General features: G+C 36.9%; 27 protein-coding genes. 21 read left to right on the top strand and 6 right to left on the bottom strand.

Annotation, left to right across the window (positions count from 1 at the left end; translation table 11 throughout):
- Positions 1 to 223 precede the first annotated feature (223 nt).
- Both BT1A1_RS06970 and BT1A1_RS06975 read left to right on the top strand, forming a co-directional pair.
- The gene (locus tag BT1A1_RS06970; RefSeq protein WP_034769498.1) at positions 224 to 1,180 is read left to right on the top strand and encodes an NAD(P)H-dependent flavin oxidoreductase; all 957 of its coding nucleotides are present in this window, start codon (positions 224 to 226) and stop codon (positions 1,178 to 1,180) included.
- 13 nt (positions 1,181 to 1,193) lie between these two features.
- Entirely contained in the window at positions 1,194 to 1,469 is a 276-nt protein-coding gene (locus BT1A1_RS06975) for a UPF0223 family protein (RefSeq protein WP_034769500.1), read from the top strand.
- A 56-nt stretch (positions 1,470 to 1,525) separates the two neighbouring features.
- Here BT1A1_RS06975 and BT1A1_RS06980 read toward each other — a convergent pair whose 3' ends face one another.
- Entirely contained in the window at positions 1,526 to 2,143 is a 618-nt protein-coding gene (locus BT1A1_RS06980; protein WP_034769502.1) for a YktB family protein, read from the bottom strand.
- A 194-nt stretch (positions 2,144 to 2,337) separates the two neighbouring features.
- Here BT1A1_RS06980 and BT1A1_RS06985 point away from each other — a divergent pair, with 194 nt between their 5' ends.
- Complete coding sequence (locus BT1A1_RS06985) at positions 2,338 to 3,144, top strand: inositol monophosphatase family protein (RefSeq protein WP_034769510.1); 807 nt, start codon at positions 2,338 to 2,340, stop codon at positions 3,142 to 3,144.
- A 56-nt stretch (positions 3,145 to 3,200) separates the two neighbouring features.
- On the opposite strand, the gene BT1A1_RS06990 is transcribed toward BT1A1_RS06985, so the two are convergent.
- Positions 3,201 to 3,386: a YlaF family protein gene (locus BT1A1_RS06990; protein WP_034769512.1), complete on the bottom strand. Its 186-nt coding sequence runs from the start codon at positions 3,384 to 3,386 to the stop codon at positions 3,201 to 3,203.
- A gap of 170 nt (positions 3,387 to 3,556) precedes the next feature.
- On the opposite strand from BT1A1_RS06990, the gene typA reads away from it, so the two are divergent.
- The 3 genes from typA (at position 3,557) to BT1A1_RS07005 (ending at position 6,145) form a co-directional block, all read left to right on the top strand.
- Positions 3,557 to 5,392 carry a translational GTPase TypA gene (typA, locus tag BT1A1_RS06995; protein ID WP_034769513.1) on the top strand — a complete coding sequence of 612 codons (1,836 nt, stop codon included), beginning with the start codon at positions 3,557 to 3,559 and terminating at the stop codon, positions 5,390 to 5,392.
- A 153-nt stretch (positions 5,393 to 5,545) separates the two neighbouring features.
- Positions 5,546 to 5,851: a YlaH-like family protein gene (locus tag BT1A1_RS07000; protein WP_375293554.1), complete on the top strand. Its 306-nt coding sequence runs from the start codon at positions 5,546 to 5,548 to the stop codon at positions 5,849 to 5,851.
- Between the two features lie 93 nt (positions 5,852 to 5,944).
- A complete protein-coding gene (locus tag BT1A1_RS07005) occupies positions 5,945 to 6,145 on the top strand; it encodes a YlaI family protein (protein ID WP_034769567.1) in 201 nt (66 codons plus the stop codon).
- 78 nt (positions 6,146 to 6,223) lie between these two features.
- Here BT1A1_RS07005 and BT1A1_RS07010 read toward each other — a convergent pair whose 3' ends face one another.
- Both BT1A1_RS07010 and BT1A1_RS07015 read right to left on the bottom strand, forming a co-directional pair.
- Positions 6,224 to 6,841, bottom strand: coding sequence for a YhcN/YlaJ family sporulation lipoprotein (locus BT1A1_RS07010; protein WP_034769518.1), 618 nt, complete (start codon positions 6,839 to 6,841; stop codon positions 6,224 to 6,226).
- Between the two features lie 200 nt (positions 6,842 to 7,041).
- Complete coding sequence (locus BT1A1_RS07015) at positions 7,042 to 7,569, bottom strand: hypothetical protein (protein ID WP_051989051.1); 528 nt, start codon at positions 7,567 to 7,569, stop codon at positions 7,042 to 7,044.
- Positions 7,570 to 7,753: 184 nt separating this feature from the next.
- On the opposite strand from BT1A1_RS07015, the gene BT1A1_RS07020 reads away from it, so the two are divergent.
- The 3 genes from BT1A1_RS07020 (at position 7,754) to pyc (ending at position 13,054) form a co-directional block, all read left to right on the top strand.
- Positions 7,754 to 8,038: an Fpa/YlaN family protein gene (locus tag BT1A1_RS07020; protein WP_034769522.1), complete on the top strand. Its 285-nt coding sequence runs from the start codon at positions 7,754 to 7,756 to the stop codon at positions 8,036 to 8,038.
- A gap of 237 nt (positions 8,039 to 8,275) precedes the next feature.
- A complete protein-coding gene (locus BT1A1_RS07025) occupies positions 8,276 to 9,457 on the top strand; it encodes an FtsW/RodA/SpoVE family cell cycle protein (RefSeq protein ID WP_034769524.1) in 1,182 nt (393 codons plus the stop codon).
- Positions 9,458 to 9,622: 165 nt separating this feature from the next.
- Positions 9,623 to 13,054: a pyruvate carboxylase gene (gene pyc / locus BT1A1_RS07030; RefSeq protein WP_034769526.1), complete on the top strand. Its 3,432-nt coding sequence runs from the start codon at positions 9,623 to 9,625 to the stop codon at positions 13,052 to 13,054.
- Positions 13,055 to 13,082: 28 nt separating this feature from the next.
- Here the strand turns inward: pyc and BT1A1_RS07035 are convergent, their stop codons facing one another.
- Positions 13,083 to 14,033 carry a COX15/CtaA family protein gene (locus BT1A1_RS07035; protein WP_034769529.1) on the bottom strand — a complete coding sequence of 317 codons (951 nt, stop codon included), beginning with the start codon at positions 14,031 to 14,033 and terminating at the stop codon, positions 13,083 to 13,085.
- 313 nt (positions 14,034 to 14,346) lie between these two features.
- Here BT1A1_RS07035 and cyoE point away from each other — a divergent pair, with 313 nt between their 5' ends.
- The 7 genes from cyoE (at position 14,347) to BT1A1_RS07070 (ending at position 21,364) form a co-directional block, all read left to right on the top strand.
- Entirely contained in the window at positions 14,347 to 15,258 is a 912-nt protein-coding gene (gene cyoE / locus BT1A1_RS07040) for a heme o synthase (RefSeq protein WP_043988482.1), read from the top strand.
- 167 nt (positions 15,259 to 15,425) lie between these two features.
- The gene (gene coxB, locus BT1A1_RS07045; protein WP_034769568.1) at positions 15,426 to 16,496 is read left to right on the top strand and encodes a cytochrome c oxidase subunit II; all 1,071 of its coding nucleotides are present in this window, start codon (positions 15,426 to 15,428) and stop codon (positions 16,494 to 16,496) included.
- A gap of 28 nt (positions 16,497 to 16,524) precedes the next feature.
- Entirely contained in the window at positions 16,525 to 18,411 is a 1,887-nt protein-coding gene (gene ctaD / locus BT1A1_RS07050) for a cytochrome c oxidase subunit I (protein ID WP_034769534.1), read from the top strand.
- Positions 18,408 to 19,037: a cytochrome (ubi)quinol oxidase subunit III gene (locus tag BT1A1_RS07055; RefSeq protein ID WP_034769536.1), complete on the top strand. Its 630-nt coding sequence runs from the start codon at positions 18,408 to 18,410 to the stop codon at positions 19,035 to 19,037. Before ctaD ends, BT1A1_RS07055 begins: the two co-directional genes overlap by 4 nt.
- Before the next feature lie 2 nt (positions 19,038 to 19,039).
- Positions 19,040 to 19,375: a cytochrome c oxidase subunit IVB gene (gene ctaF / locus BT1A1_RS07060; RefSeq protein ID WP_034769538.1), complete on the top strand. Its 336-nt coding sequence runs from the start codon at positions 19,040 to 19,042 to the stop codon at positions 19,373 to 19,375.
- A gap of 576 nt (positions 19,376 to 19,951) precedes the next feature.
- On the top strand, positions 19,952 to 20,845 hold the full coding sequence (ctaG, locus tag BT1A1_RS07065; protein ID WP_034769539.1) for a cytochrome c oxidase assembly factor CtaG: 894 nt from the start codon (positions 19,952 to 19,954) through the stop codon (positions 20,843 to 20,845).
- Between the two features lie 54 nt (positions 20,846 to 20,899).
- Positions 20,900 to 21,364, top strand: a complete 465-nt coding sequence (locus BT1A1_RS07070) for a DUF420 domain-containing protein (RefSeq protein ID WP_034769541.1) — start codon at positions 20,900 to 20,902, stop codon at positions 21,362 to 21,364.
- 48 nt (positions 21,365 to 21,412) lie between these two features.
- Here BT1A1_RS07070 and BT1A1_RS07075 read toward each other — a convergent pair whose 3' ends face one another.
- Positions 21,413 to 21,784, bottom strand: a complete 372-nt coding sequence (locus BT1A1_RS07075) for a YugN family protein (protein WP_034769544.1) — start codon at positions 21,782 to 21,784, stop codon at positions 21,413 to 21,415.
- Positions 21,785 to 22,325: 541 nt separating this feature from the next.
- Here BT1A1_RS07075 and BT1A1_RS07080 point away from each other — a divergent pair.
- The 5 genes from BT1A1_RS07080 (at position 22,326) to BT1A1_RS07100 (ending at position 25,151) form a co-directional block, all read left to right on the top strand.
- The gene (locus BT1A1_RS07080) at positions 22,326 to 23,303 is read left to right on the top strand and encodes a CAP domain-containing protein (protein WP_227091130.1); all 978 of its coding nucleotides are present in this window, start codon (positions 22,326 to 22,328) and stop codon (positions 23,301 to 23,303) included.
- A gap of 216 nt (positions 23,304 to 23,519) precedes the next feature.
- A complete protein-coding gene (locus tag BT1A1_RS07085) occupies positions 23,520 to 23,948 on the top strand; it encodes a YlbD family protein (protein WP_034769548.1) in 429 nt (142 codons plus the stop codon).
- Between the two features lie 14 nt (positions 23,949 to 23,962).
- On the top strand, positions 23,963 to 24,202 hold the full coding sequence (locus tag BT1A1_RS07090; protein ID WP_034769551.1) for a YlbE-like family protein: 240 nt from the start codon (positions 23,963 to 23,965) through the stop codon (positions 24,200 to 24,202).
- Positions 24,203 to 24,392: 190 nt separating this feature from the next.
- Positions 24,393 to 24,836: a YlbF/YmcA family competence regulator gene (locus tag BT1A1_RS07095; RefSeq protein WP_034769553.1), complete on the top strand. Its 444-nt coding sequence runs from the start codon at positions 24,393 to 24,395 to the stop codon at positions 24,834 to 24,836.
- 39 nt (positions 24,837 to 24,875) lie between these two features.
- Positions 24,876 to 25,151, top strand: coding sequence for a YlbG family protein (locus tag BT1A1_RS07100; protein WP_034769555.1), 276 nt, complete (start codon positions 24,876 to 24,878; stop codon positions 25,149 to 25,151).
- Positions 25,152 to 25,790: the final 639 nt, after the last annotated feature.

Genomic DNA, 25,790 nt, shown 5'->3' on the forward strand with positions numbered 1-25,790 from the left:
GTTAATAGGCGATCCAAAATTTTAAAAAAGTTGCACTGAATTTCTTTGGAAGATATTCTTTATGAATCTGCTAAAACATCGGTTCTAGAAAATAAAACAACCATTAACATTCCTCGTCTACCATTGTGTTTCTTTTCGTGACTTTCGGAAAGTGGTTTTTCCAATGTAAAAACTGGTATAATTTTCTTGTGATTTCTGATTTATTTGTAAAGGGGGGTCCAAGTTGGATTGGTCAACACGGATAACAAAATTATTAAAGATTCAATACCCGATTATTCAAGGAGGTCTTGCCTACTTAGCGTACAGCGAACTGGCGGCAGCCGTATCTAACGCAGGCGGATTAGGACAAATTACAGCAATGAGTTTAAAACAGCCTGATGATTTACGAAAAGAAATAAGAAAGCTGAAATCGCTGACAAGTCGTCCGTTTGGGGTTAATTTTGCAATCGGTCAACATGGGAGACCTTATGAGGATTTTTTACAAGTAATCATTGAAGAAGAAGTACCTGTTGTATCCGTAACAGGTGGAAACCCGGCCCCTTTTTTTGAAAAACTTGCCGGCCAAGATATAATCAAATTAGTCTTAGTAGCGTCAAAGCGTCAAGCTCAAAAAGCCGAGCAGCTTGGTGCAGATGCAGTCATGGTAGTCGGCCAAGAAGGCGGGGGACATCTGGGCAGAGACGATGTATCCACGCTTGTCCTTGTACCTCAAGTTGTCGATGCTGTTTCGATACCGGTCATCGCCTCCGGGGGAATTGGAGATGGCAGGGGATTGATGGCGGCTTTAAGTCTTGGCGCTGAAGGAATTGAAATGGGAACCCGCTTTATTGCAACGAAGGAGTGTGTTCATGCACACGATCTCTATAAACAAGCGTTAATTTCCGGAGATGAAACCGGAACTACGGTCATTAAACGGTCATTGGGAGCACCGGCTCGAGCTATTAGAAACGCTTGGACGGATAAAATTCTTGAACTTGAAAAAAATCGAGCGACTTATGAAGATTTAAAGGATTATATTTCCGGAGAAACGAATAAGAAATATATACATGAAGGAAAAATAAATGAAGGGTTTGCTTGGGCAGGACAAGTGATGGGGTTAATTAAAGATGTCCCTTCAGTGGAAGAACTATTTCAAAGGATGATTACCGAAGCTGAAGAAATTCGTATAAAATGGCGATAATTTGGAGGTAAACATGGAATATTCCTATCCGATCTCCATGGATTGGACAACCGAAGAAATCATATCCGTTGTTCAATTTTTTGAAGCGATCGAAAAGGTGTATGATAAAGGTATAGAAAGAACACAATTGATGGAACAATATCGGAAGTTTAAACAAGTGGTTCCTGGTATTGGCGAGGAGAAGAAGGTTTTTCGAGAATTTGAAGAAGTGAGCGGTTATTCGGCTTATCATGCCGTAAAAAAATTGAAAGAGTCAAGCGTGGATAAGGAAATCATTAAATTGCCTTAATGTAAACGGTAATCGGAATTCCAATCAGTGGAATTGCCCACTGATTGGAAGTTCTTTTACCGGAAGGACATTTGATATATCGGTACTAAAGTTTTGAAAGTCGAGGTAGCTAATTCTAAAAACCGTTTACCATCTTTTAAAATCGAATCATTTTTAGCAATATTTCTGCCTAGTAGAAATTCAGCTTTTTTTACTTGCTTAAATCGCAATAATGTTTCTTCCAAATCGATCTCTTGAATGGAATTGGCATTTTTATTCATATGATCTGTGGAAACGACAAAGTCATTCGTGATAAGCTGTTTCATCTCGTACATATGATTTAACAGATTATCGGCTATTTGTGATTTGTTGGGTAATTCATAAATATAGGCAAGCCAGAGAAATACATGGTCATCAAAAAGGCCAACTTGAAAATGGGGGAATTGTTTGTAGCCCCGTTTATTCGGTCCGATAGCAAGCCATGTATCCTTTGGCGGGTTAACTTTCCGTCTAGCATGTTTTGCGATATGTAAAAACATTTCATTACCAACCATGGTAGATAATTCAGCCGTTAAATATGTACCGATTTCTCGAAACTTTGGTTGAATTCGATCCTTAATTGCAGTCATTCGTTCATCCAATCCGGCAATCGAAAAGACTTGAAAATCTTCTTCTGAAAATCCTGTAAATTCCATTGTATATATAACAACTCCTATGCAAGCATTTTTTACTTTGACGATATTTTAACATATTTCAACAGGAAAGTTTAACTGTAAGCAATTGTACCCTTGTTTTTTCCATAAAATAAAGCAAGCGATACTTTTTCATTTCGACTTGGTGTATGATAATAAAAAATAAGGACAAAAAGTAATATTTGGAGGCAAACTCAATGATTGATTGGTTAATATTAGATCGAGAAATAAAAATATGGATTCAAGAGGCGGGAGAAAGGATTCGTCATTCTTTACAAAATAAATTACAAATATCAACAAAATCGAATCCGAATGATTTAGTTACGAATGTTGACAAAGATACCGAGCAATTTTTTATAGAAAAAATTCGTTCAACTTATCCGGGTCATCGAATATTGGGGGAAGAAGGCGGCGGTGACGAAATTACTGATGTCAGAGGGGTAATTTGGGTTATCGATCCCATTGACGGGACGATGAATTTTGTTCATATGCATCGAAATTTCACCATTTCAATTGGCGTTTTTGGAGATGGCGTTGGTCAGCTTGGGTATATTTACGATGTTATCCACGATGAGCTTTATTCAGCTGTCAAAGGGAAAGGTGCATTGTTTAATGACCAACCGATACCAAGATTAGAAGAAGTTTCAATTGAAAAAGCAATTGTAGGAATGAATCCTATCTGGCTAACAAATAATCGACGTATTGATCCGGAATATTTAAGACGGCTTGTAAAAGACATACGAGGAACAAGATCCTTTGGTTCAGCTGCTCTTGAAATGGGCTATGTTGCTTGCGGCTGGCTGGATGCCTATATTGCCATGCATTTATCACCGTGGGACTTTGCGGCAGGTTGGGTCATTGTTGAAGAATTAGGCGGAAAGGCAACAAAATTAAACGGTGAACCTTTGTCACTCCTAGAAAAAAGTTCGCTATTTGTGGCAAAGCCCGGCTTGCACCAAGTTATTTTGGATAATTACCTACAAAATTATGTGGAAAAAAATTAGATCACCGAAAAAACGAAAGGTATGCCTAAACAATCAAACGGCATACCTTCCATCGATTATAATTTCCCCGATTCCCTCATTTTTTTCTTCGTACGGAACCCAAAGCCCATAATCAAAATTAAGAGTACAATGAATGTAAAAATTAGCGTTATGCTTTGAAATGAAACGGAAATACCGATACCGATCATCGCTGCAACTGCTAAGAAAGAATAAAGGAGAAAATTCCACTGAATCTTTTTCAAATTATCCCATCCTTTTTGTTAAAAATCATCATATATTTCCCGGCAAATTGTAAAAAATATAAAATGTCTATATGCTTTTATTTTACTAGATGATTTATTTTTTTTCCACAATGATGGTCAGTTGTGTTATAATAGAAAGGTTGATTTTCGAAAAGAAAGCAGGAGAAAGTATGAAAGTAAGGGAAGATATTAGAAATATAGCGATCATTGCCCATGTTGACCATGGGAAAACGACTTTGGTCGATCAATTATTGAAACAATCCGGTATTTTTCGTGCTAATGAGTATGTTCAAGAACGGGCCATGGATTCCAATGACCTGGAACGGGAAAGAGGAATTACAATCTTAGCAAAAAATACCGCTGTACAATATAAAGATGTAAAAATTAATATTTTGGACACACCGGGACACGCCGATTTCAGTGGGGAAGTTGAGCGAATTATGAAACTGGTCGATGGTGTGTTGTTAGTTGTTGATGCTTATGAAGGATGCATGCCGCAAACACGATTTGTGTTGAAAAAAGCACTCGAACAACATTTAACACCGATTGTCGTCGTTAACAAAATTGACCGTGATTTTGCAAGACCGGAAGAAGTGGTAGATGAAGTATTAGATTTATTCATTGAATTAGATGCGGATGATGATCAGTTGGATTTTCCAGTTGTTTATTGTTCAGCGATTAACGGTACCGCAAGCGTGGATCCGGACCCGGCAAAACAGGATGAAAATATGCAAGTCTTATTCGATACGATTTTAGAAAAAATTCCTGCACCTGTTGATAATCGCGAAGAACCGTTACAAATGCAAGTGGCCCTCCTTGATTATAATGAATATGTCGGTCGTATTGGTATTGGTCGGGTATTCCGCGGAACAATGCGAGTCGGTGAACAAGTGGCAGTGATGAAGCTTGACGGTAGTGTGAAGCAATTTCGGGTCACGAAAATGTTTGGGTTTTTAGGATTGAAGCGGGTTGAAATAAACGAAGCAAATGCCGGTGATCTTGTTGCCGTATCAGGAATGGAAGATATTAACGTTGGTGAAACGATTTGTCCGATTGATTTCCAAGAAGCATTACCACCGCTTCGTATTGATGAACCTACTTTAAAAATGACCTTTCTTGTTAATAATAGCCCTTTTGCCGGACGGGAAGGAAAATGGGTTACGGCAAGAAAAATAGAAGAGAGACTAAAAACGGAATTGCATACCGATGTCAGTCTTCGTGTAGATTCAACTGATTCCGCTGATTCCTGGGTTGTTTCCGGTCGTGGGGAATTGCATCTGTCGATTTTAATCGAAACGATGAGAAGAGAAGGCTATGAATTGCAAGTATCCAAACCGGAAGTCATTTTAAAGGAAATCGACGGCAAAATTTGTGAACCATTTGAAAGAGTCGTTATTGACACACCTGAAGAATATGTAGGTGCCGTTTTGGAATCGTTAGGAAGAAGAAAAGGCGATATGATTGATATGAGCAATAACGGAAAGGGTCAAGTTCGCCTCATTTTCCTTGTTCCTTCTCGCGGCTTAATTGGTTATAATACAGAATTATTAACATTAACAAAAGGGTATGGAATTTATAACCACTCTTTTGAAAAATATTTGCCAAAACTGTCTGGTCAAGTTGGCGGACGGATTCGCGGTGTTCTTGTCTCAATGGAGACCGGTGTTGCTTCGACTTACGGTATCATGCAAGTGGAAGACCGCGGGGTAATTTTTGTTGAACCGGGAACAGAAGTTTACGGTGGAATGATTGTCGGCGAACATAATAGAGAAAATGATATTACAGTAAATATTTGTAAAACAAAACATCAAACTAATGTTCGTTCAGCAACAAAAGACCAAACGGCAGTTATTAAAAAACCGCGTTCATTTTCTTTGGAAGAAGCCCTGCAATATATTGATGAAGATGAATATGTAGAAGTAACTCCGGAATCGATTCGCATGCGGAAAAAAATATTGGATAAGTCATTACGCGAAAAAACAGCCAGAAAGAAAAAGGCAGAGTAATGAAGAAAGAAAACTCGGATACCCGAGTTTTCTTTATAATTCGTACATTTTATAGAATAGAAAAGAGTTTTTTTACAAATCTGTCTGTGTCATGTATGATAATAGAAATAATACAATTTGCAAGATTAAGCTGTTGTTTTGGGGGGAATGGGGTTGTTAGAGAATCGTCTTTCTTTTTTTGCGGCATTATACAAAGTTGATGAAAATCCGGAAATAGGTATGTGGCTTCTTTACAGTACCATTGTACTTTTAAGCATTGCCGCTTATAAACTTGGTTTTGCCCAAAAATTGCCATTATTAAAGTCTTTAATCATTTACGCTTTTCTATTGTTAGGCTGTACGATTTTGAGCTTTTTAGGTACATTTTTACCTGTAGCAGAAGGTTTAGTAGTCATTTGCCTTGTTTTAACTATTTATCGAGTTCGCAGGAAGTTTGACCAAAATAAAGCTGTTCAATAATAATGATGTTTGACTCTTGATATTTGGATACGGTTCAAAATGGTATGGTATAATGGTTTTATACTGAAAAAGCGTATTGTTTTGGAGGAAGCAATGAAAGTACAATGTGTGATATGCGATAAAATTGAGGAAATTGATGACGAATTACCGCTTGCAAAAAAATTGAGAAATCGTCCGATCCATACATATATGTGTCAGGCATGTCATGATCGAATTAAAGAGCGTACGGAAGCGAGAATATCAACCGGAAAATTTAGGTTGTACCGATCTGTTCATAGAGATGATGAATGGTGAGGACTGGGAAAAAGTTAAAAAATATTTCAAGAGAACCGGGATAGGCCTGTCCCGGTTTTTAGTGTAATACATCTCCAATCATTGGTTATTATCTTTATAATGATTTGATTGTTTGTTTTGCTGATTGTTAAGTTTTTTTGCATCTTTTTGTCCATCCGTTTCTTGTTTCGGTTCTTCGGTACGATTTTCGATGCTTGGATCCTGTAGGTCTCCCGGCACTTCCGGCATAAGACGGCCAACAATATCAGATAATTCATTTAGGACACCTTGAACGGGCCTTCCATCTTGAATATCATTTCTAATTTCATCGATGCGGGCAAAAAAATCCGGATCAGCAACGACAACCGCATTAGCACCATAAGGATCCTTTTTTAGTGCTTCAGCAACAGAATATTTTATCGAACCCACTTTCGAACGATCTAAATCTTTGTCAACGTCAATTCCAACGACAGCAAATTTCCCAAGTGCTACCGCTGTCGCATTATTTACATTGGGGACATCTGCCGCTAAATTTGCCAAATGGTTGGATATTTCTTCACTGTCTTCCTTCCTTACTTCATTTATACTCGAATTTTTAACGTTCATATATTGACTGCGATTATTATCGGAGGTATCTGTTACCCCATTATTTTGACGGCATCCACTTAATTGAAAAACAGAAAATAAACAAATAATAAATATGATTATTTTTTTCATGATGTCACCTCTATCAAGTCATTGTTGTCTTTTCTAAGCGGGAGAATGCAAATCCGGATTTCTCCGGAACGCTTCCATTCAATCTGAAAATTTTCCGACTAACACGTTTTAACTTCTGATTGGGTTTCACTTTATTTAGTATAATTTGTCAAAACGTATTTTTTTATACATGAACAACGAAATGATAGAGGATAATCATTTTATTCAATGATTAACGCAAGAACATCTGTAATAGGATTGTCCAAATTTGATCCGTCTTTGAATAAAATGTGAACGGGTCCATTTGCTTTTAAAGGGCTTCCATTTTCAGAAAATTTAAAGATGAGATCTTTTGCTTCATTAAGTGGAATCGTCACTTTGTCAGTTTTTGTTTCAATGACTAATTTTGTCGCTTCCGGTAATGGCTCGGCATTATTGAGAAATGGTTCAAAAATAATTCCAAATGTCCCTGTTACCAATTTTTCCTTTTCATATTTTTTTTCTGTTTTTAAAGTTGGTGGTGATACAGAGCCTTCCCTGATCTCCCGGTCCCAATAATGGGATAGTTTTTCTTCATATGGAATATCTGATTCATTTATGTTTTTTCCCGCAAAATATGTATCTAAATCAATGCGGCGATCGTCAAAAATCCATACGCCCGGATCTAAAGTAATTTTAAACTTTACTTTTCCTTTAATTTCAATAATTTGTCCCAATGCTGTCGCTCCTTCTCTCAAAAATAATTTCATCAAAATGGTCTTCGTTTAAAGTATACCGATGAAAAGAAAAGTTGTCACATAGTATGATTTTATTTGTTAGGTGTAGAAGATTATTGGCGCTTTTAAAAGTTTCAACATCTCTTGTTTTCCTTGCATTTTTCTTGTTTAGAAGGTAGAATTTTAACAAGAATGGTTTTCTTGTAAGGGGGGAATGATGGTGGCGTCTGAAATGAAATTAGATCATCGGGAGAAAGCCTATCTTTTGTTGCAATCGTATGCGGATAAGATTATTAAGCTTATCCAAGTTCAAATGGATCACTTAACGATGCCCCAATGCCCATTATATGAAGAAGTATTAGATACGCAAATGTTTGGTCTTTCCCGTCAAATAGATTTTGCCGTAAAACTCGGGCTCGTCGATGAACAAGATGGTAAGAACTTATTAGATTCAGTTGAACGGAAACTATCTGCTCTGCATGAAGCTTCGTTGAAAAAGTAATAACGATTCATAGCTCAAACAGTTGAACGGCCAATTGTTTGGGTTTTTTTATAGGATAAGTATAAAAATACTGGTTAAAACCTTTGGACAAGTATTACTGTTCGCTCCCTGGCAATTCGCCTTTTTCAGATAAACTGTTAAAATAAATATATTCTTTAGTCAATAGAGTGTCTTTATGAATGGAACAAGACATAACAAAAGGATAGAATATTCATTTAAAAGATTGGAAGAGAAAGTATGCTAAAAAAAAGATTGAAGTCATATGATTACTCCATCCTTGTTGTTTATTTACTTGTCAGCATTTTTGGATTGATCATGGTATATAGCGCCAGTATGGTTACTGCCATTCAGCTCTATGATCTGAGCAGTACGTATTTTTTTTATCGCCAACTAATTAATTTACTGATTGCTATTGTCGCTTTTGCGTTTGCGGCAATTATTCCTTACAAAAAATTAAAATCAACTGGTTTTATTCAATTGATCTTTTTTGGTTCTATCGTTGTCCTGATGTTCGTCCTTTTTATGGGGAGTAATGTCAATAATGCAACCAGTTGGTTGAGAGTTGGCGTTAGGAACATTCAGCCGGCCGAATTTGTCAAATTAGGAACAATAATCTATTTATCGGCTGTTTATGCCAAAAAGCAACCATACATAAATGATTTTAATAAAGGAGTCATCCCCCCGATAGTTTTTCTAGTGTTTGTTACATTTTTAATTGTGTTGCAACCTGACCTTGGTACGGCAGCCATTGTTTTTTCAACGGGCATGCTCATTGTATTTTGTTCGGGTATGAATTGGAAAAATCTAGGACGTCTGCTGTTACTAGGTGCTATCTTTATTGCTATTTTTTCACCGCTTATTTTATGGAAGCATGATGATATATTTACAGAGGAGCGAATGGGTCGTTTATATAGTTTTCGAGATCCTTTTAAGTATGAAGTAGATGAAGGATTGCAATTAGTCAACTCCTATTTGGCCCTTGGATCCGGCGGTTGGAGTGGCGTCGGTTTAGGAAAAAGCATTCAAAAATTAGGATTTTTACCAGAAGCACACACGGATTTTATAATGGCTATTATTGCCGAAGAACTGGGCGTTTTTGGTGTTGTTTTTGTTATTTTAAGCTTGGGGTACCTGATATTAAAAGGTTTTTATATTGGCATGAAATCGAAGGATCCTTTTGGAAGTTTATTGGCTTTTGGAATATCCGGAATGATCGGGATTCAAATGTTCATTAATCTCGGTGGCGTTTCGGGGATGATTCCCATTACGGGGGTCACGTTACCGTTTATTAGTTACGGGGGTTCCTCTCTTTTTATTTTGTCACTTTCCCTGGGGTTATTGATGAATATATCAAGTTACGCCAATCTCGAGCATGAACGGAATATTAAAAGCACGATTGAAAATAAAAAATCAAGATAATTATTTAATAAATTTATATTTTTTCCCAAACATTTTGTGGTATTATATATGAATATAAAAAACTGGTAGGGTTAACACTATTGGTCTACCAACTTTATCTAAAATTAGTTTTCTTAATTTGATTACTTTTCATTTTTAAAGCAAGAGAGAATGAGGTGGGAATTAATGGTCAAAATCAAAAAATTACTCGTAGCCAATCGGGGTGAAATTGCCATTCGAATTTTTCGAGCCTGTACCGAGTTAGGAATACGGACGGTGGCAATTTATTCAAAAGAAGATGCAGGGTCGTATCACCGTTATAAAGCAGACGAAGCCTATTTGGTCGGGGAAGGGAAAAAACCGATTGATGCCTATCTGGATATTGAAGGAATCATCCGTATTGCCAAACAAAATGAGGTGGACGCGATCCATCCGGGTTATGGATTTCTTTCGGAAAATATCGAATTTGCCCGAAGATGTCAAGAAGAGGGGATTATCTTTGTCGGTCCAAAAAGTGAGCACTTGGACATTTTTGGGGATAAAGTAAAAGCCCGACTTGCTGCTCAGAAGGCGAATATTCCTGTTGTTCCTGGAAGAGAAGTTGCAACTGAAGACGATATTCGCCAATTTGCCCAAGAACATGGGTTCCCGATTATTATTAAAGCTGCGATGGGCGGCGGCGGTAAAGGGATGCGCATCGTCCAAACAGAAAATGAACTTTCCGAAAATTTCCAGAGGGCAAAATCGGAAGCAAAAACATCATTCGGTAGTGATGAAGTATATGTTGAGAAATTTATTATCAATCCAAAACATATAGAAGTTCAAATATTGGCTGATACAAAAGGAAATATTATCCATCTTTATGAAAGGGATTGCTCCGTTCAACGACGTCATCAAAAGGTGGTAGAAATTGCTCCATCGGTATCATTAAGCAAAAAATTGCGTGATGAGATCTGTGATGCAGCTGTTCGACTTATGAGAGATGCCAAGTACATTAATGCCGGAACAGTGGAATTTCTCGTATCCGAAGGTCGTTTTTATTTTATTGAAGTAAATCCCCGTATTCAAGTTGAACATACAATCACGGAAATGATAACGGGTGTAGATATTGTCCAATCACAAATTTTGATTGCGGAAGGACATGCCCTACATGGGGATATGATGGCCATTCCTCAACAGGAAGCGATTCAAACGAATGGATATGCCATTCAGTGTCGGATTACAACAGAAGATCCGCTTAATCATTTTTTGCCGGATACTGGAAAGATTACAGTCTATCGTTCGAGCGGCGGATTCGGTGTTCGCCTTGATGCGGGAAATGCTTTCCAGGGGGCGATCATTTCACCTTATTATGATTCGTTACTTGTAAAAGTCTCGACTTGGGGTTTCACATTCGAAAAAGCAGCTGCAAAGATGGAACGAAATTTGCGGGAATTTCGTATTCGTGGCATCAAAACAAATATTGCTTTTTTAATTAATGTTATGAAGCACCCGAAATTTTTAAACGGTGAATATGATACATCATTCATTGATACAACGCCTGAATTATTTCAATTTCCGATTGCGAAAGACAGGGGTACCAAACTGCTAACCTACATTGGTGATGTTACAGTGAATGGCTTTCCCGGAATCGGAAAAGGGAAGAAACCTATTTTTACAGCACCTAGAATCCCTGAAGTTAAAAATCTTGAGCAACCAATCCAAGGGACGAAACAAATTCTTGATCAATACGGTCCGGACGGTTTAGTTAAATGGCTGAAAAATCAAGATAAGGTTCTTTTAACAGATACGACATTTCGGGATGCCCATCAGTCACTTCTTGCAACAAGACTAAGAACATATGATATGGTAAAAATTGCGGAACCGACGCAAAGCTTGTTACCGGACTTGTTTTCATTGGAAATGTGGGGCGGTGCTACGTTTGATGTCAGCTATCGTTTCTTAAAAGAAGATCCATGGGAAAGATTACGTAAACTGAGAGAAAAAGTTCCGAACATTTTATTTCAAATGTTATTCAGAGGATCTAATGCAGTCGGTTATAAAAACTATCCGGATAATGTTATAGAGGAATTTGTAAAAGTATCTGCGCATGCCGGTATTGATGTGTTCCGGATTTTCGACAGCTTAAACTGGGTGAAAGGGATGGAAATCGCCATTCAGTCAGTCCGTGATGTCGGAAAAATTGCCGAAGCTGCTATTTGCTATACAGGAGATATCCATGATCCGAGCCGTTCAAAATATAATTTAAAGTATTATTTAGATTTGGCGAAGGAGCTTGAACAACAAGGAGCCCATATATTGGCGATTAAGGATATGGCCGGACTGTTAAAGCCGGATTCTGCATATGAGCTCATTTCCGAATTGAAGAGTCATATTGATATACCGATCCATCTTCATACACATGATACAAGCGGAAATGGTATCTTTACCTATGCAAAAGCCATCGAAGCAGGTGTTGATGTTGTCGATACGGCGATTAGTTCAATGGCCGGCTTCACTAGCCAACCAAGTGCCAATTCTTTAGTATACGCCCTTGAGGGGAATAAAAGAAAACCAACCGTATCCATTCAAGGCTTAAATGAGTTAGGCAAATATTGGGAAGATATTCGGAAGTATTATCAAAGCTTCGAGAGCGGGATGAATGCACCACATCCGGAAGTTTATGAACATGAAATGCCAGGCGGACAATACAGTAACTTGCAACAGCAGGCAAAAGCAGTCGGATTGATTGACCGTTGGGAAGAAGTGAAACAGATGTACAGAAGGGTAAACTTCCTGTTTGGTGATATTGTGAAAGTTACCCCGTCTTCAAAAGTTGTCGGTGATATGGCACTATTTATGGTCCAAAATGAATTGACGGAAGAGGATATTTTTACAAAAGGAAAAACGATTGATTTTCCCGATTCGGTCATTGAATTTTTTCAAGGATATATCGGTATTCCTTATGGTGGTTTTCCAAAAGAATTACAAGAAGTTATCTTAAAAGACAGAAAACCGCTAAGCGTACGTGCAGGTGAATTGTTGGAACCGGTTAATTTCAATCAATTGAAAGAAGAACTATTCGCCGAAATGAAAGCAAAACCGACTGAGTATGATGTATTAGGCTATGCACTCTATCCAAAGGTTTTTCTTGATTATGTAAAAAGTCACCATCGATATGGAGATGTTTCTTGTATTGATACGCCCACATTCTTTTATGGTATGAGAATTGGCGAAGAATTGGAAATCGAAATAGAAAAAGGAAAAACGCTTTTTGTCAAACTTGTTTCTGTCGGCCAGGTACAACGGGATGGAACACGGATTGTTTACTTTGAATTGAATGGTCAGCCGCGTGAGGTTACTATCCGTGATGAAAGTGTTAAGGGAGATATTGTCGAACGGAGAAAAGCGGATCCGAAAAATGAAAATCATATCGGTGCCACGATGCCGGGAACAATTGTGAAAGTTCTGGTTGAAAAAGGAAAGAAAGTGAAAAAAGGCGAACATTTGCTTATTACTGAAGCAATGAAAATGGAAACAACTGTCCAGGCACCGTTTTCCGGTACGGTTGAAGAGGTGTGTGTACAAGATCGCGATTCAATCAAACAAGGTGATTTATTAATTGTATTAGGAAAGTAAGAAAAGCGCAGGGAGTCCTGCGCTTTTCTTAATCAACTTTATAATTAAAGTCGATTGGTCTAGTTGCATGACGGCTATTATTTTGATGGATACGGTAAACAAGAAAATTCATAAAACTTAATAGACCAAATAAGCAGGAAATAAATAATGTATGCAATAGAGCAATAAATAAATTTAATTGTGTAAATATAGTTAATGCACCGGTCGTTGCTTGCAGTAAAACAAGTATAAAGGCTAACACCCATCCGTAATAAAGGACTGGTTGATTGCGGTAATGTTTAATAGATAAAATCATTATGTAAAAAATCCATAAAAACAAAACCCCTGCCGCTAATCGATGCCCCATTTGCGCCCATTCATATAAGTTTTGCGGAAGGCCGACAACAGAATTGTTACATAAAGGCCAACTTGGACAAATCAAACTTGCTTCCATATGTCGAACAAGTGCACCGGAATAAATAACAACCAGACTATAAACGGTAACTCCAATGGTATGACGTTTCAACCGACGATCGAAATGTACGGATTGGACAGAAAACTTTTTATCAACTTCAAAGATTAGTAAAGTTAATAGGAGGACGCCGGCAAATGAAATCAGTGAAATACCAAAGTGTAAGGCTAAAAAGAAATCGGATTGTCCAAACAAAACCGTCAAAGCCCCGATAAAACTTTGAATGAGGATGAAAGCGATTGCTAAAATCGATAAAAATTTTCTTTCCGGAATGTTTGGCATATGTTTCCATGTCAATACAACTAATACGAGGACTAAGATGGAAACAATACCGGTTACAAGTCGGTGAGAAAATTCAATTAATAATTCAGCATTGATTTCATTAGGTATAAATTGACCATGACAAAGCGGCCATGAACTGCCGCAACCATCCCCTGATCCGGTTTTCGTAACCAGCGCACCACCAAGCAGTAATAACAACATACCCAGTGTTGAAAAGATGGCAAGACGTTTAATTCGACGCTGCAAAAGACTCACCTACTCCATAAAAATATAAATAATTATAAAAATTATACATGATTTTGTTGAAAAATACTGCGTAAAATAGTCCTATATACAAAATGTCACACATTTGTCACATATTTTTTGAAATATGTTCACAAAATTTCGCTACTTATGATTAAATATAAGATAAAGTGTATTTGAACCATTTACAACATAATAATCGTAATTTATCAAAGTGAAATAATAGAAATCTATTTATAAATCATATATAGTAGTGTCAGGGAATGTTTCCACGTTAAAAGGAAGGAGGGCGTTTCATGTGGGAGATACAAAAGTAATTCAGCCTGAATTTCAAAATGAAGATGTGAATGGTAAAGAGTCTAAATCGACTTTAGTTAAAGACTTTTTAGCATTAATTAAAATCGGGATTATTAATTCAAATATAATCACGGCCTTTACGGGAATTTGGCTGGCACTTTTTTATAATGGTCTTGGTTTTTTTGATCATTTAGATAAAGTGATTTTGGCAATCATAGGTACTTGGCTTGTCATTGCCGGTTCTTGTGCATTAAACAATTATATTGACCGAGATATTGATGGAAAAATGGACCGAACAAAATCACGTCCAACAGTGAACGGCCATTTTTCATCAAATTTTGCATTGACCATCGGGCTTTTGTTCGTGACATTAGGTGAACTATTTCTGTTTCAAACAACCGTAACAGCCGGCTTAATCGGAGCCTTTGGTTCATTTATATATGTTGTATTATATTCACTATGGTCAAAGCGGAGGTATACGCTGAATACGGTCATCGGGAGTTTTTCCGGAGCCGTTCCGCCGTTAATTGGTTGGGCTGCAATTGATGGCAATCTTCATATTGTCAGTTGGGTGTTGTTTCTAATCATGTTTTTATGGCAGCCACCGCATTTTTTGGCGTTGGCCATGCGAAGAACGGATGATTACCGTGATGCCGGTATTCCAATGCTTCCGGTTGTGTATGGTTTTCAAGTGACAAAAAGGCAAATCATGATTTGGATTTTTTGTTTATTACCTTTGCCGTTTTATTTACTCTCTCTCGGCATCCCGTTTGTCATATTGGCAACCATTTTAAACATCGGTTGGATTGTGCTTGGACTAACCGGGTACAAAAAACAAGACGATATGAAATGGGCAACAAAAATGTTTGTCTACTCGTTAAATTATTTAACCATTTTATTTGTTGCCATGGTCATAGCTACATTATTATAAATGTGACCCAGGTGTAAGGGGGATCATTCCCTTACACTTTACATAACTACAATAAACACGATTAATATCGTGTTTATGATAAAAAGGTATTATATCAATACCAGTACTATTCTTTTAAATTTTAAGTGTAATTATTTTAATTTAAAGAAAGAGGGGATTGATTGGGGATGAAATTTGGGCGTCTGAGTTTCTTATTCCTTCTATTGACGCTGGTTTTGGCGGGGTGTGGCGAACCGTTTTTATCAACATTAAAACCTGCCGGGGAAGTTGCTGAAACACAATTGACTTTGTTGTTTATCAGTACTTCTATAATGGTTTTAGTCATTTTAGTGGTTGTCATTATTTATTTGATTGTACTTTTTCGTTTTAGAAGGAAAAAAGGGGAAGAAAATAAAATACCGAAACAAGTCGAAGGTAGTCACAAGCTGGAAATTATTTGGACAGTGATTCCTATTCTTTTACTTTTATCTCTTTCCGTTCCTACCATTGCCGCTACTTTTAAGTTGGGCGATGTAAAGGATATGGATAAAGTGGATAAAGATGGAAACCGTGAAGCTTTAGTTGTAAATGTGCGAGCCAACTTATATTGGTGGGAATTCGAGTATCCGGACCTAGGCATTATCACTTCTCAAGATTTAGTCGTACCTACAGATGAAAAAGTATACTTCAATTTAAAAGCATCTGATGTAAAACACTCGTTTTGGGTTCCTGCTGCAGGCGGAAAGATGGATACAAATACAGATAATGAAAATAAGTTCTATTTAGTTTTTGATAAAGAGAAAGCGGACGAAGCAGGAAATTTATTTTATGGGAAATGTGCGGAGTTATGCGGCCCGTCACATGCTTATATGGACTTTAAAGTAAAAGCGGTTTCACGTGATGAATTTAATCAGTGGGCAACTGCTATGCAAAAGAATAAAGAAGAAGTACAGCCAACAAGTGATCTGGCTAAACAAGGTCAAGAAGTATTTCAAGCGAATAATTGTATAGCATGCCATGCTGTAACCGCCAATGATGCAAGACCGGAAACAGCTCGGACAGCGCCAAATCTGGCTGATTTCGGTAACCGTACAAGAGTAGCCGGTATATTAGAATATAACGAGGAAAATTTAAAGGCATGGATTCAAAACCCGGAAAAATTTAAACCGGGCAATCAAATGTATAAAGAGGCAAATTTATCTGAGGAAGAATTGGATGCTTTAGCAGAATATTTAATGGGTTTAAAAGTACAAGAATAATAAAGGGGAATAAAAGGGAGGTAGAACCGTGAGTAGCGTCGCAGTGAAAAAGGGGTTAGGCGCCTCTGTTTGGGAATATTTAACAACTGTCGATCATAAAAAGATTGCACATCTTTATTTAGGTACAGGTGGTTTCTTTTTCCTGCTCGGTGGAATAGAGGCACTGTTCATCCGTATTCAATTAATGAAACCAAATAATAATTTTGTTAACGAACAATTATTTAATGAAATCATGACAATGCACGGAACGACGATGATTTTTCTTGCGGCCATGCCAATATTATTTGCATTTATGAATGCGGTGGTTCCAATACAAATCGGTGCACGAGATGTTGCATTTCCGTTTTTGAATGCACTTGGCTTTTGGTTGTTTTTCTTTGGGGGTATGTTTTTAAATCTTTCCTGGTTTTTGGGTGGTGCTCCTGATGCGGGGTGGACATCGTATGCCTCGTTATCGCTACGATCAGAAGGGCATGGCATTGACTTCTATACATTAGGTTTACAAATATCTGGTTTTGGCACGCTAATATCCGGAATTAACTTTCTGGCGACAATTATTAATATGCGGGCACCGGGAATGTCATTTATGCGAATGCCGTTATTTACTTGGACGACATTTATTGCATCAGCACTTATCCTTTTAGCATTTCCGCCGTTGACAATCGGTGTATTCTTATTAATGTTTGATCGTTTGTTTGGCAGTAACTTCTTTGATGTTACGATGGGTGGAAATACAATTATCTGGGAGCATTTCTTTTGGATTTTCGGACACCCGGAAGTGTATATTTTAGTTTTACCGGCCTTTGGCATATTCTCTGAAATTATTCCAACATTCTCAAGGAAACGTTTATTTGGCTATTCATCCATGGTGTTTGCGACTGTTTTAATCGGATTTTTAGGGTTCATGGTTTGGGCACACCATATGTTTACAACCGGGTTAGGAAATGTTGCCAATGCGATTTTTGCTATTGCGACAATGGCCATTGCAGTTCCAACCGGGATTAAAATCTTTAACTGGTTATTAACGATGTGGGGTGGCAGTATTAAAATTACTGTGCCAATGTTGTATGCACTTGGCTTCATTCCCAGCTTTGTTATCGGTGGGGTTACCGGGGTCATGCAGGCAGTGGCACCTCTCGATTATCAATTACATGATACGTACTTTATTGTTGCACACTTCCACTATGTCATTATAGGCGGTGTGGTATTCGGAATTTTGGCAGCGACTCATTTTTATTGGCCAAAGATGTTTGGAACAAAACTAAGCGAAAAAATGGGATATGTTACTTTCACTTTATTTTTCATTGGCTTCCATTGTACGTTTTTTATCCAACATTTTCTCGGTTTAATGGGAATGCCGCGAAGAGTTGCAACATTTTTACCCGGACAGGGACTTGAACTTGGAAACTTAATTAGTTCAATTGGTGCTATGCTTATGGCTGTTGCGGTAATTATTTTATTATTTAATGTTGTAATAACTTCAATTAGAAATAAAAAGGTGGGTGCTGATCCGTGGGAAGACGGGCGAACTATGGAATGGGCCATTGCTTCACCGCCGCCTTTCTACAATTTTAAACAAACACCGTTAGTAAGAGGTTTAGATACATGGTGGTTGGAGAAAATGGAGGGCAAAAAGGAATTAACTCCTGCTGAACCATTAGGAGATATCCACATGCCAAATAATTCGATAATTCCATTTTTCATCAGTCTTGGATTGTTTGTAGCCGCTTTTGGTGCTATGTACAATCCGTTAAATTCGGTTGGCGACGGGAAAAGTTGGGGATTACCGGTATTGATTATTGGCTTAGGTATCACGTTTGGTTCCATGTTAATTCGTTCGTTACGAGACGATTTCGGCTATCATATTCATAAAGAAGACTTGTTGGAAGATGATAAAGGGGGGAAAGTGGGATGAATGCAGAAGAAAGATATACGCCTTTGAATTGGCCGGATCATCCTGAAACCCAAACATTAGAAGGAAAAAACAAATTCCTCGGTTTTTGGCTTTTTCTGGCGGGGGAAACGGTTTTATTCGCTTCCCTCTTCGCTACTTATTTGGCGTTAAAGGATTCAGTACCCGACAGCTCTCATCCACTGGCGAAAGATCTATTTAACTTGCCTTTAGTTTTTGCCATGACAATGATTTTATTGACAAGTTCAATTACGAGCGTTTATGCCATTTACCATATGCGAAATTATCATTTTAAAAAAATGCAGGCTTGGTTTGTCATTACGGTCTTATTAGGTGCCGGCTTTTTGGCTTTAGAAATTTATGAGTTTACTCACTATGTTCATGAATATCATTTTACTTTTGGCTCAAGTGCCTTTAGTTCAGCTTATTATACGTTAGTTGGAACACACGGAGCACACGTTACATTTGGTTTATGTTGGATAATTGCTTTGTTAGTTCGAAATGCCAAACGGGGATTAAACTTATATAATGCACCAAAATATTACGTAGCCAGTTTGTATTGGCATTTTATCGACGTCGTATGGGTTTTCATCTTTACAGTTGTTTATTTGATAGGTAAGGTGGGATGAACATGGAAAATGAACAAGTGAAAAATCCAAATCTTCGTGCACACCATGACTATCGTAGAAAAAAAAGCGCCAAGGAAATGCAGGTTCAAGTTATTACTTTTGCATTGATGATATTTTTAACGATTGTTGCATTTATTGCTGTCGGAATCGGTGATTTTTCAGTCAAATTTATTATTCCGTTTATTTTGCTGTTGGCGGTTATTCAAGTTGGTTTTCAGCTTTATTATTTCATGCACGCAAGTCAAAAGGGACACGAGTTACCGATGTTCTTTATGTATTCGGCCGTGATCATTGCTTTTGTCACCGTATTGGCTTTTGTAACAATTATTTGGTGGTAAAAAATATAAGGGGATGGTCAAGACTATAATATCCATGGACACCACAATTGGATTTCTGATAAAAAAGGTTAGAAAAAAATGTGGAATGGATTTATTTCGTCAATGACCTCCCCTTTTTCCACAGAATAAAAGTAAAAAAATTGGTGGAAACCTTTGATTAAGTTTTTATTGTCCAACTCAAAGCCTTTCTAACAGAATAAGAAAGTATAAAAATACAAGTAAATAACTTGGGATTAGTTTTATTGTCTAGCTCCAAGCGCCAGCGACTAGCAAACTTCACTCCCCTCCACTACGATAAGTCAACATCGGCTCGTCCCTCGCCGTGTTTCCTTTTCCTCGAAAATGCATTCGCATTTTCTTCGTGCGATGCCTATTCGGGGAAGCAAATCTGTTCTCATTGCGGGGCGCTCCAGTTTGTACGTCGCTTAGCGGGCGCTCTGCGCTTTTCTTAAAAATAATATTAAAATTTGAAGAATCACATTTCTGTCATAAAGTTGTCAAATTCAATTATTCGCTACTGTAAATGAATAAAGTTATAATATATAAAAGGGTAGCGATCGATCGAGGTGTAGGCAGTTGTTTAGACTAGAGCAGTTTGGTTTTCGGGCATTATGGAGTCCTTATTTCTTTTTGTTTCTCTTGGTCTTGACACTTATATTTTTTTATGTTGCCAAAAAACAACGCCACCGGTTTGAAGGTTCGGAATTATTAACAAAAAAAGAAGGCACTCTGTTTATTTTTACCATGCTATTTTTATATATCATTAAAGGGTCTCCGATTGATCTACTTGGCCATCTTATGTTTACCTTTCATATGATACAAATGGCTTTTTTATATTTGCTGATTCCGCAACTTATTATTACAAGTGTTCCGGTATGGATGTGGAAAAAACTGCTCTCTCTACCGGTAATTAACAAAGTTTTTGCCTTTTTTACGAGACCGTTGATTGCCTTGATTGTTTTCAACGGCATGTTCTCTTTTTACCATATACCACTAATATTTGATCAAGTGAAAACGAATATATGGTACCATGCTCTGTATACAGGCATTTTATTTCTATTTGCCATTTTCATGTGGTGGCCGCTCATCAATAAAGTTGAAACGGAGAAACGTTTATCCGGTTTGAAAAAGGTCGGCTATTTATTTGCAGACAGTATATTAATTACTCCGGCATGTGCCTTGATTATTTTTAATCATACGCCCATGTATGAAACGTATACGAATATAGAAGCTTGGGTGCAGTCGCTGCATTTATGTGTACCGGCAGATGTTATCTCAACTTTGCAATTATCTGGTCCGGAGATGTTCAATCTAATGTCGGCACAGTATGATCAGCAAACCGGCGGAGTAGTTATGAAAATATTGCAGGAAATCATTTATGGCGTGATTTTATATCGAATTATGATGGATTGGTACAAAAGAGAACAAGAAGAAACCGATTCTTTTCCGATCCCCGGTAATGGTCCATAAGTAAATTTTTAGTTTAGAATATGTTAAAATTTCGTTTAGTAATGAGGTATGATTATGGGACATCTTGCATTTTTACCGACTTTAAGTACTTTATGTATTGTAATCAGTGCGATTTTTGTCGCGATTGGCTGGTATTTTATCAAACAAAGAAAAATTAATCTTCATCAAAAGATGATGATTACAGCGGCGGTATTTGCGGTTCTTTTTTTCACTATTTATGCGAGCCGTACCGTTTTTATCGGTAACACCTCTTTTGGGGGACCGGAACATATAAAAATTTATTATACGATTTTCTTGATATTTCATATTATATTGGCTACAATTGGTGCCATCCTTGGTATTCGTACGATATGGCTTGGGTGGAAGAAAATTTTGGACAAGCATCGAAAGTTAGGTCCGATAACAAGTATTGTTTGGTTTTTCACTGCCATAACCGGTGTAGTTGTTTATATTCTTCTATATGTTCTTTACCCCGGAGGAGAAACAACATCATTAATAAAAGCAATTCTTGGGTTTTAAAACAAAGGATCGCTACCGTTTATTGGTAAGGCGATCCTTTGTTACCCTTTAGGATTCTATAGCTAGTGCCAGCGGTTCCAGTTCTTCTTTGACTGCCAGTAATATTTCTTTGCACTCGTTAACTAATGCATTTGGAAAATTTTCATCTTCTCCATACTCCACACCATGTGGATAGTAATACTTTCCAAGAATTGGTACTTTCAATTGGATGATTGCATCATGGGCACCAACATCTCCTGAAACAGCATAGCCTTGTACTCTTAAATAATATACATTATTATTAATAACTATTTTTCGGTCGTATGTTACTCTTTCGTAATCCCATTGTCCGGCACGAATTAAACCGTATTCTGGTAAAATTTCATCCAGAGTATTTAGATCCAATTGCAAATGTTCTAACCCCGTGTTCTCAATATACATAATTTCTCCCTCCTACATAAGTTAACAAACGGTAAACCCCATCATTATCATAATAGTTGAAAATAAGTTGACTTTCAATAAAATTAATGGAATTTATTTAAACTAGTAGGAAAGTTTAACAAATCCACGTATGGGCAGTTTCATCTTCCGCATAATGATCAACGCGAGTTTTGAGGTGGGGACAAGACTTGCCGATAAGAGTTGATAAAGGATAAAGTTTTAGTGCGGATGCTAATTCGGCGTGATTATCTTTAAACGATTCTATACAGCTCCTTTTAAAATGTTATTAAAAAATGTTATAATAAAATGAAAATTATCGCTTCCTGCACTTTTACTTCATTCAGCTTATTCTTTAAAAAGTCAGGTGAATTTTTAGTAGAATGATTCTATTATTTATTATGATACATATAAATAAAATAAATAGAACAAGTAAGGCAAGGGGGGAAGTCCTCTGAAAAGCTTAGTTAGAATTTTAGTTATTGCTACGATTATTTTAGTGATCGGAATATGGTTCAACCAATTTTATTCACGTGATAAAGTTTTGGTAGATGATAAAAAGAAAATCGTAGAAAATGAAAGTTTGAATATTGTCCAAGAAGATTCTAGTGAAAAAGTGGAACAGAAAAGACCGAAAGCGGGAATTTCAACCTATATTGGTAAATCACTTCATACATTTCAAGAAGAATACGGAGAACCTTCAAGACAGGAGCCGTCTTATCATGGATATACATGGTGGATTTATAATCAAGACGGTAAATATATGATGGTAGGTGTCGACAAGGAAAAAGTAGTTACAATAGCCGTTGCTACTCCAGGCATTGATGTAACACCGTTTCAGATTGGAGAAAATCTTGAATCCGTATATAAAAAAGTAGAAATGCAACCGGAGATTGAGCTTAAAAATGAAGATGGTGTATATCGTTTTGAATTGTTTGAAGATGATTTAAATATAAAACCATTGATTTCGCTTGGAAATATTTATGCACAATTATATTTTGATCATTTTGAAGGAAAATTGTTATTTGTTCGGTTTATGGATGGTGATACATTAATAAAGCAACGCCCTTATGATATGTCATATCGGGGGAAACTTGTTGAACAAGAGCCCTTAACAGATGAAGAATGGAATCAAGCTGATTCGGCTGCAGAAACACAGATTTATGAACTAACCAACTTAGTCCGGAAAAATTTCAACCTTTCCGAGTTAGGTTGGGATCAGGAAACGAGGAAAGTCGCTTATGAACATAGTCAGGATATGTACGATACAGAAACCTTTTCCCATGACTCCGAAAAATATGGTGATCTTGCTAATCGGTTAAGTAAAAAAAATATTTATTATGAATCAGCAGGAGAAAATATTGCATACCAGTATACAGATAGTCTTGCTGTCGTAAGTGGTTGGTTAAATAGTAAAGGACATCGGGAAACTTTGCTCAATCAGGACTTTACCCATATCGGAGTAGGTGTTTATCGAAAATATTATACGCAAAACTTTATAGAAAGATCGTGGGAGCAATAATTGCTCTCATTTTTTTTACAAAATAATCTGGTAAAAATCATTTTTCCGGTTTCAGGTAGCTTAAATATACTTTGTCATAATTCCAGGATTTTCCCGTAAGAAAAACAATAATAATTATGGGGTGTGATATGGATTGGGATAAAAATCACGTTTACAGGTTTCATCTTTCTTTAATCATACATAGATTATATTGAGGAATACAAAGAGGTGAAACCTATGGTGAAGAAATCACTGCATCCATCCGTTGAGCAATTTAAAAATTTTGTAAAAAAACACCCGGAACTTATTAAAGAAGTTAGAACCGGAAAGAAGACTTGGCAAGAAGTATATGAAGAATGGTATTTATTAGGGGAAGATGATCCAAAATGGGCAAAATATACTAAAACCGGTAAACCGACTGCAATAAAAGAAGAAACAAAGTCAAACAATGAATCAAAAAATGCCATCTTTAATCAACTGATCACATATTTAAAAAATATGGATGTTAATCAGCTGCAACATTATTTAGGGCAAATGAGTGAAGCCATTGATTCCGTACAACAATTGTTGGGGCAAATACGGGATACAAATCAAAATAAGACAGAACCGGAAGGAAACGGAGAGCAATGGAGAAGAAGACATCCGTTTTCGTTTAGAAAAGATTAGTCGGGGGGGCGGAAATGAGAACCGAATTATATCAAATAATAAAAAATAAGAAGGAATGGCAGCAATTTATACGGAATGAACCAATATGGTATAAAAAATTATCAAGGAATCCCAATGCCATTAAAGAATTTGAACAAACCGCCTTAAAATATTATCAAAAAACATTACCGGATCGGATGAATAAAATTTCAAACGGAGTCCAATTTGCATCAATGATGTTGTCGATGATCCAGTCAATGAATCAAGTGGATTAACAGATTTAAAATCAGTTAATCCTTATTTTTTCTACCTAGTTTTCTTTAACCGAATAAGCAGCGGAAGACATCAATTCCACTGATTTGGAGTTTCATCTAGTTTTAATATTATGAATGTTTTAATACAATAAATTTAAGTGATTTTATTTTCTTTTCTCCTATGATATTATAGTAATTGGAGGTGCAGGTTATGTTTGCTACTTTAGAATCGGTTCAAATCATTGATATGGCTGAAGATATTGCTAAGATGATTTTAAATAGTGATATAGCAGATGAATATCGACAATGTTTATATATGATGAAAACAAATCGCGAAACACAAAATAAAATAAATAAATTTATCAAACTTAAAGAACAGTATGAAGAAGTACAAAGGTTTGGCAGATATCACCCGGATTATCAAACCGTTATGAGAAACGTCCGATTGGCAAAGAGGGAAATGGATTTGGACGAAAATGTGGCAAAGTTTAAATTGGCTGAGAATGCCTTGCAACATTTACTCGATGAGATTGGAATCATTATTGGTCGATCCGTTTCAGATAGTGTCAAGGTTGCAACCGGAAGCCCGTTTTTTGATACAGCAAAGGCATCTGGTGGATGTTCAACGGGTGGAAGTTGCGGCTGCAGTGCATAACTATAACTGTAGAGAAAAAATTAAGTAGGAGATAATGATATGTTTGGGCAAAGACAAGGGATCATTGTTTGGCTATATAATATAAAGACGGCAAAAAATCTTAGGAAATACGGAAACATCCACTATATTTCGAAGAGATTAAAATATGTTGTTCTTTATTGTAATCAGGAAGAAATTGAAATCATTATGGATAAGCTTAAAAATTTTCCCTTTGTTAAAAAGGTGGAACCTTCTTATCGACCTTTTTTAAAAACGGATTTTGAAAATACTAGACCTGATAAAGCGAAAGAATACGATTATAAAATTGGATTTTAATATTACGGGAAACCTACATTCAAAGTGGGAAAGCGGGCTTACCACTCGGTTTATCGCTACTGTTTTCCGGGTTTGAAAAGAGATCGTATGTTCCGGATACTTTATCTCATTGCTCAGCTAGTTTTTTTAGCTAATAGGAAAGTATAAATTTTTCAATTTCTACTTTCCTAACGCATAAGTGCACTGAAAGACTTCGGTAGCATTACCTCGCAAGCGAAAATGTTTTTTCGCTGAACTACGGCTCTGCTCTCACCTAAGGGCTCGGCAGTCGCCGAGTTTTCTTTATATGAAAAAATATCGAGGCTTTCTCAGGCTCATGGGACAGCTTCTTTTTTTTGCACACTAAAAAAGTATAAATTACCAGCAAGGCTGCTAAATTCGATGCCGTGGGAAATTTTAAGTTTTAAGTAAGCGCATAGAAATGCTTCGAAGGAAAACATCGCAACTGAAAAAACTTTACATTTTTTTGGCGAACTATACGTCACGAATAGCCTAATGACTTGGACGCCAGGTTTTCTTTAGCTAATAGGAAAGTAAAAATTTTTCAATTTCTACTTTCCTAACGCATAAGTGCTCTTGCGGCTCTGCCATCGCCTTAAGGCTCGGCAGTCGCCGAGTTTTCTTTATAGTATAAGAAAG

This window comes from Caldibacillus thermoamylovorans (assembly GCF_000751775.1).
In the GTDB taxonomy this organism is placed as follows: domain Bacteria; phylum Bacillota; class Bacilli; order Bacillales; family Caldibacillaceae; genus Caldifermentibacillus; species Caldifermentibacillus hisashii.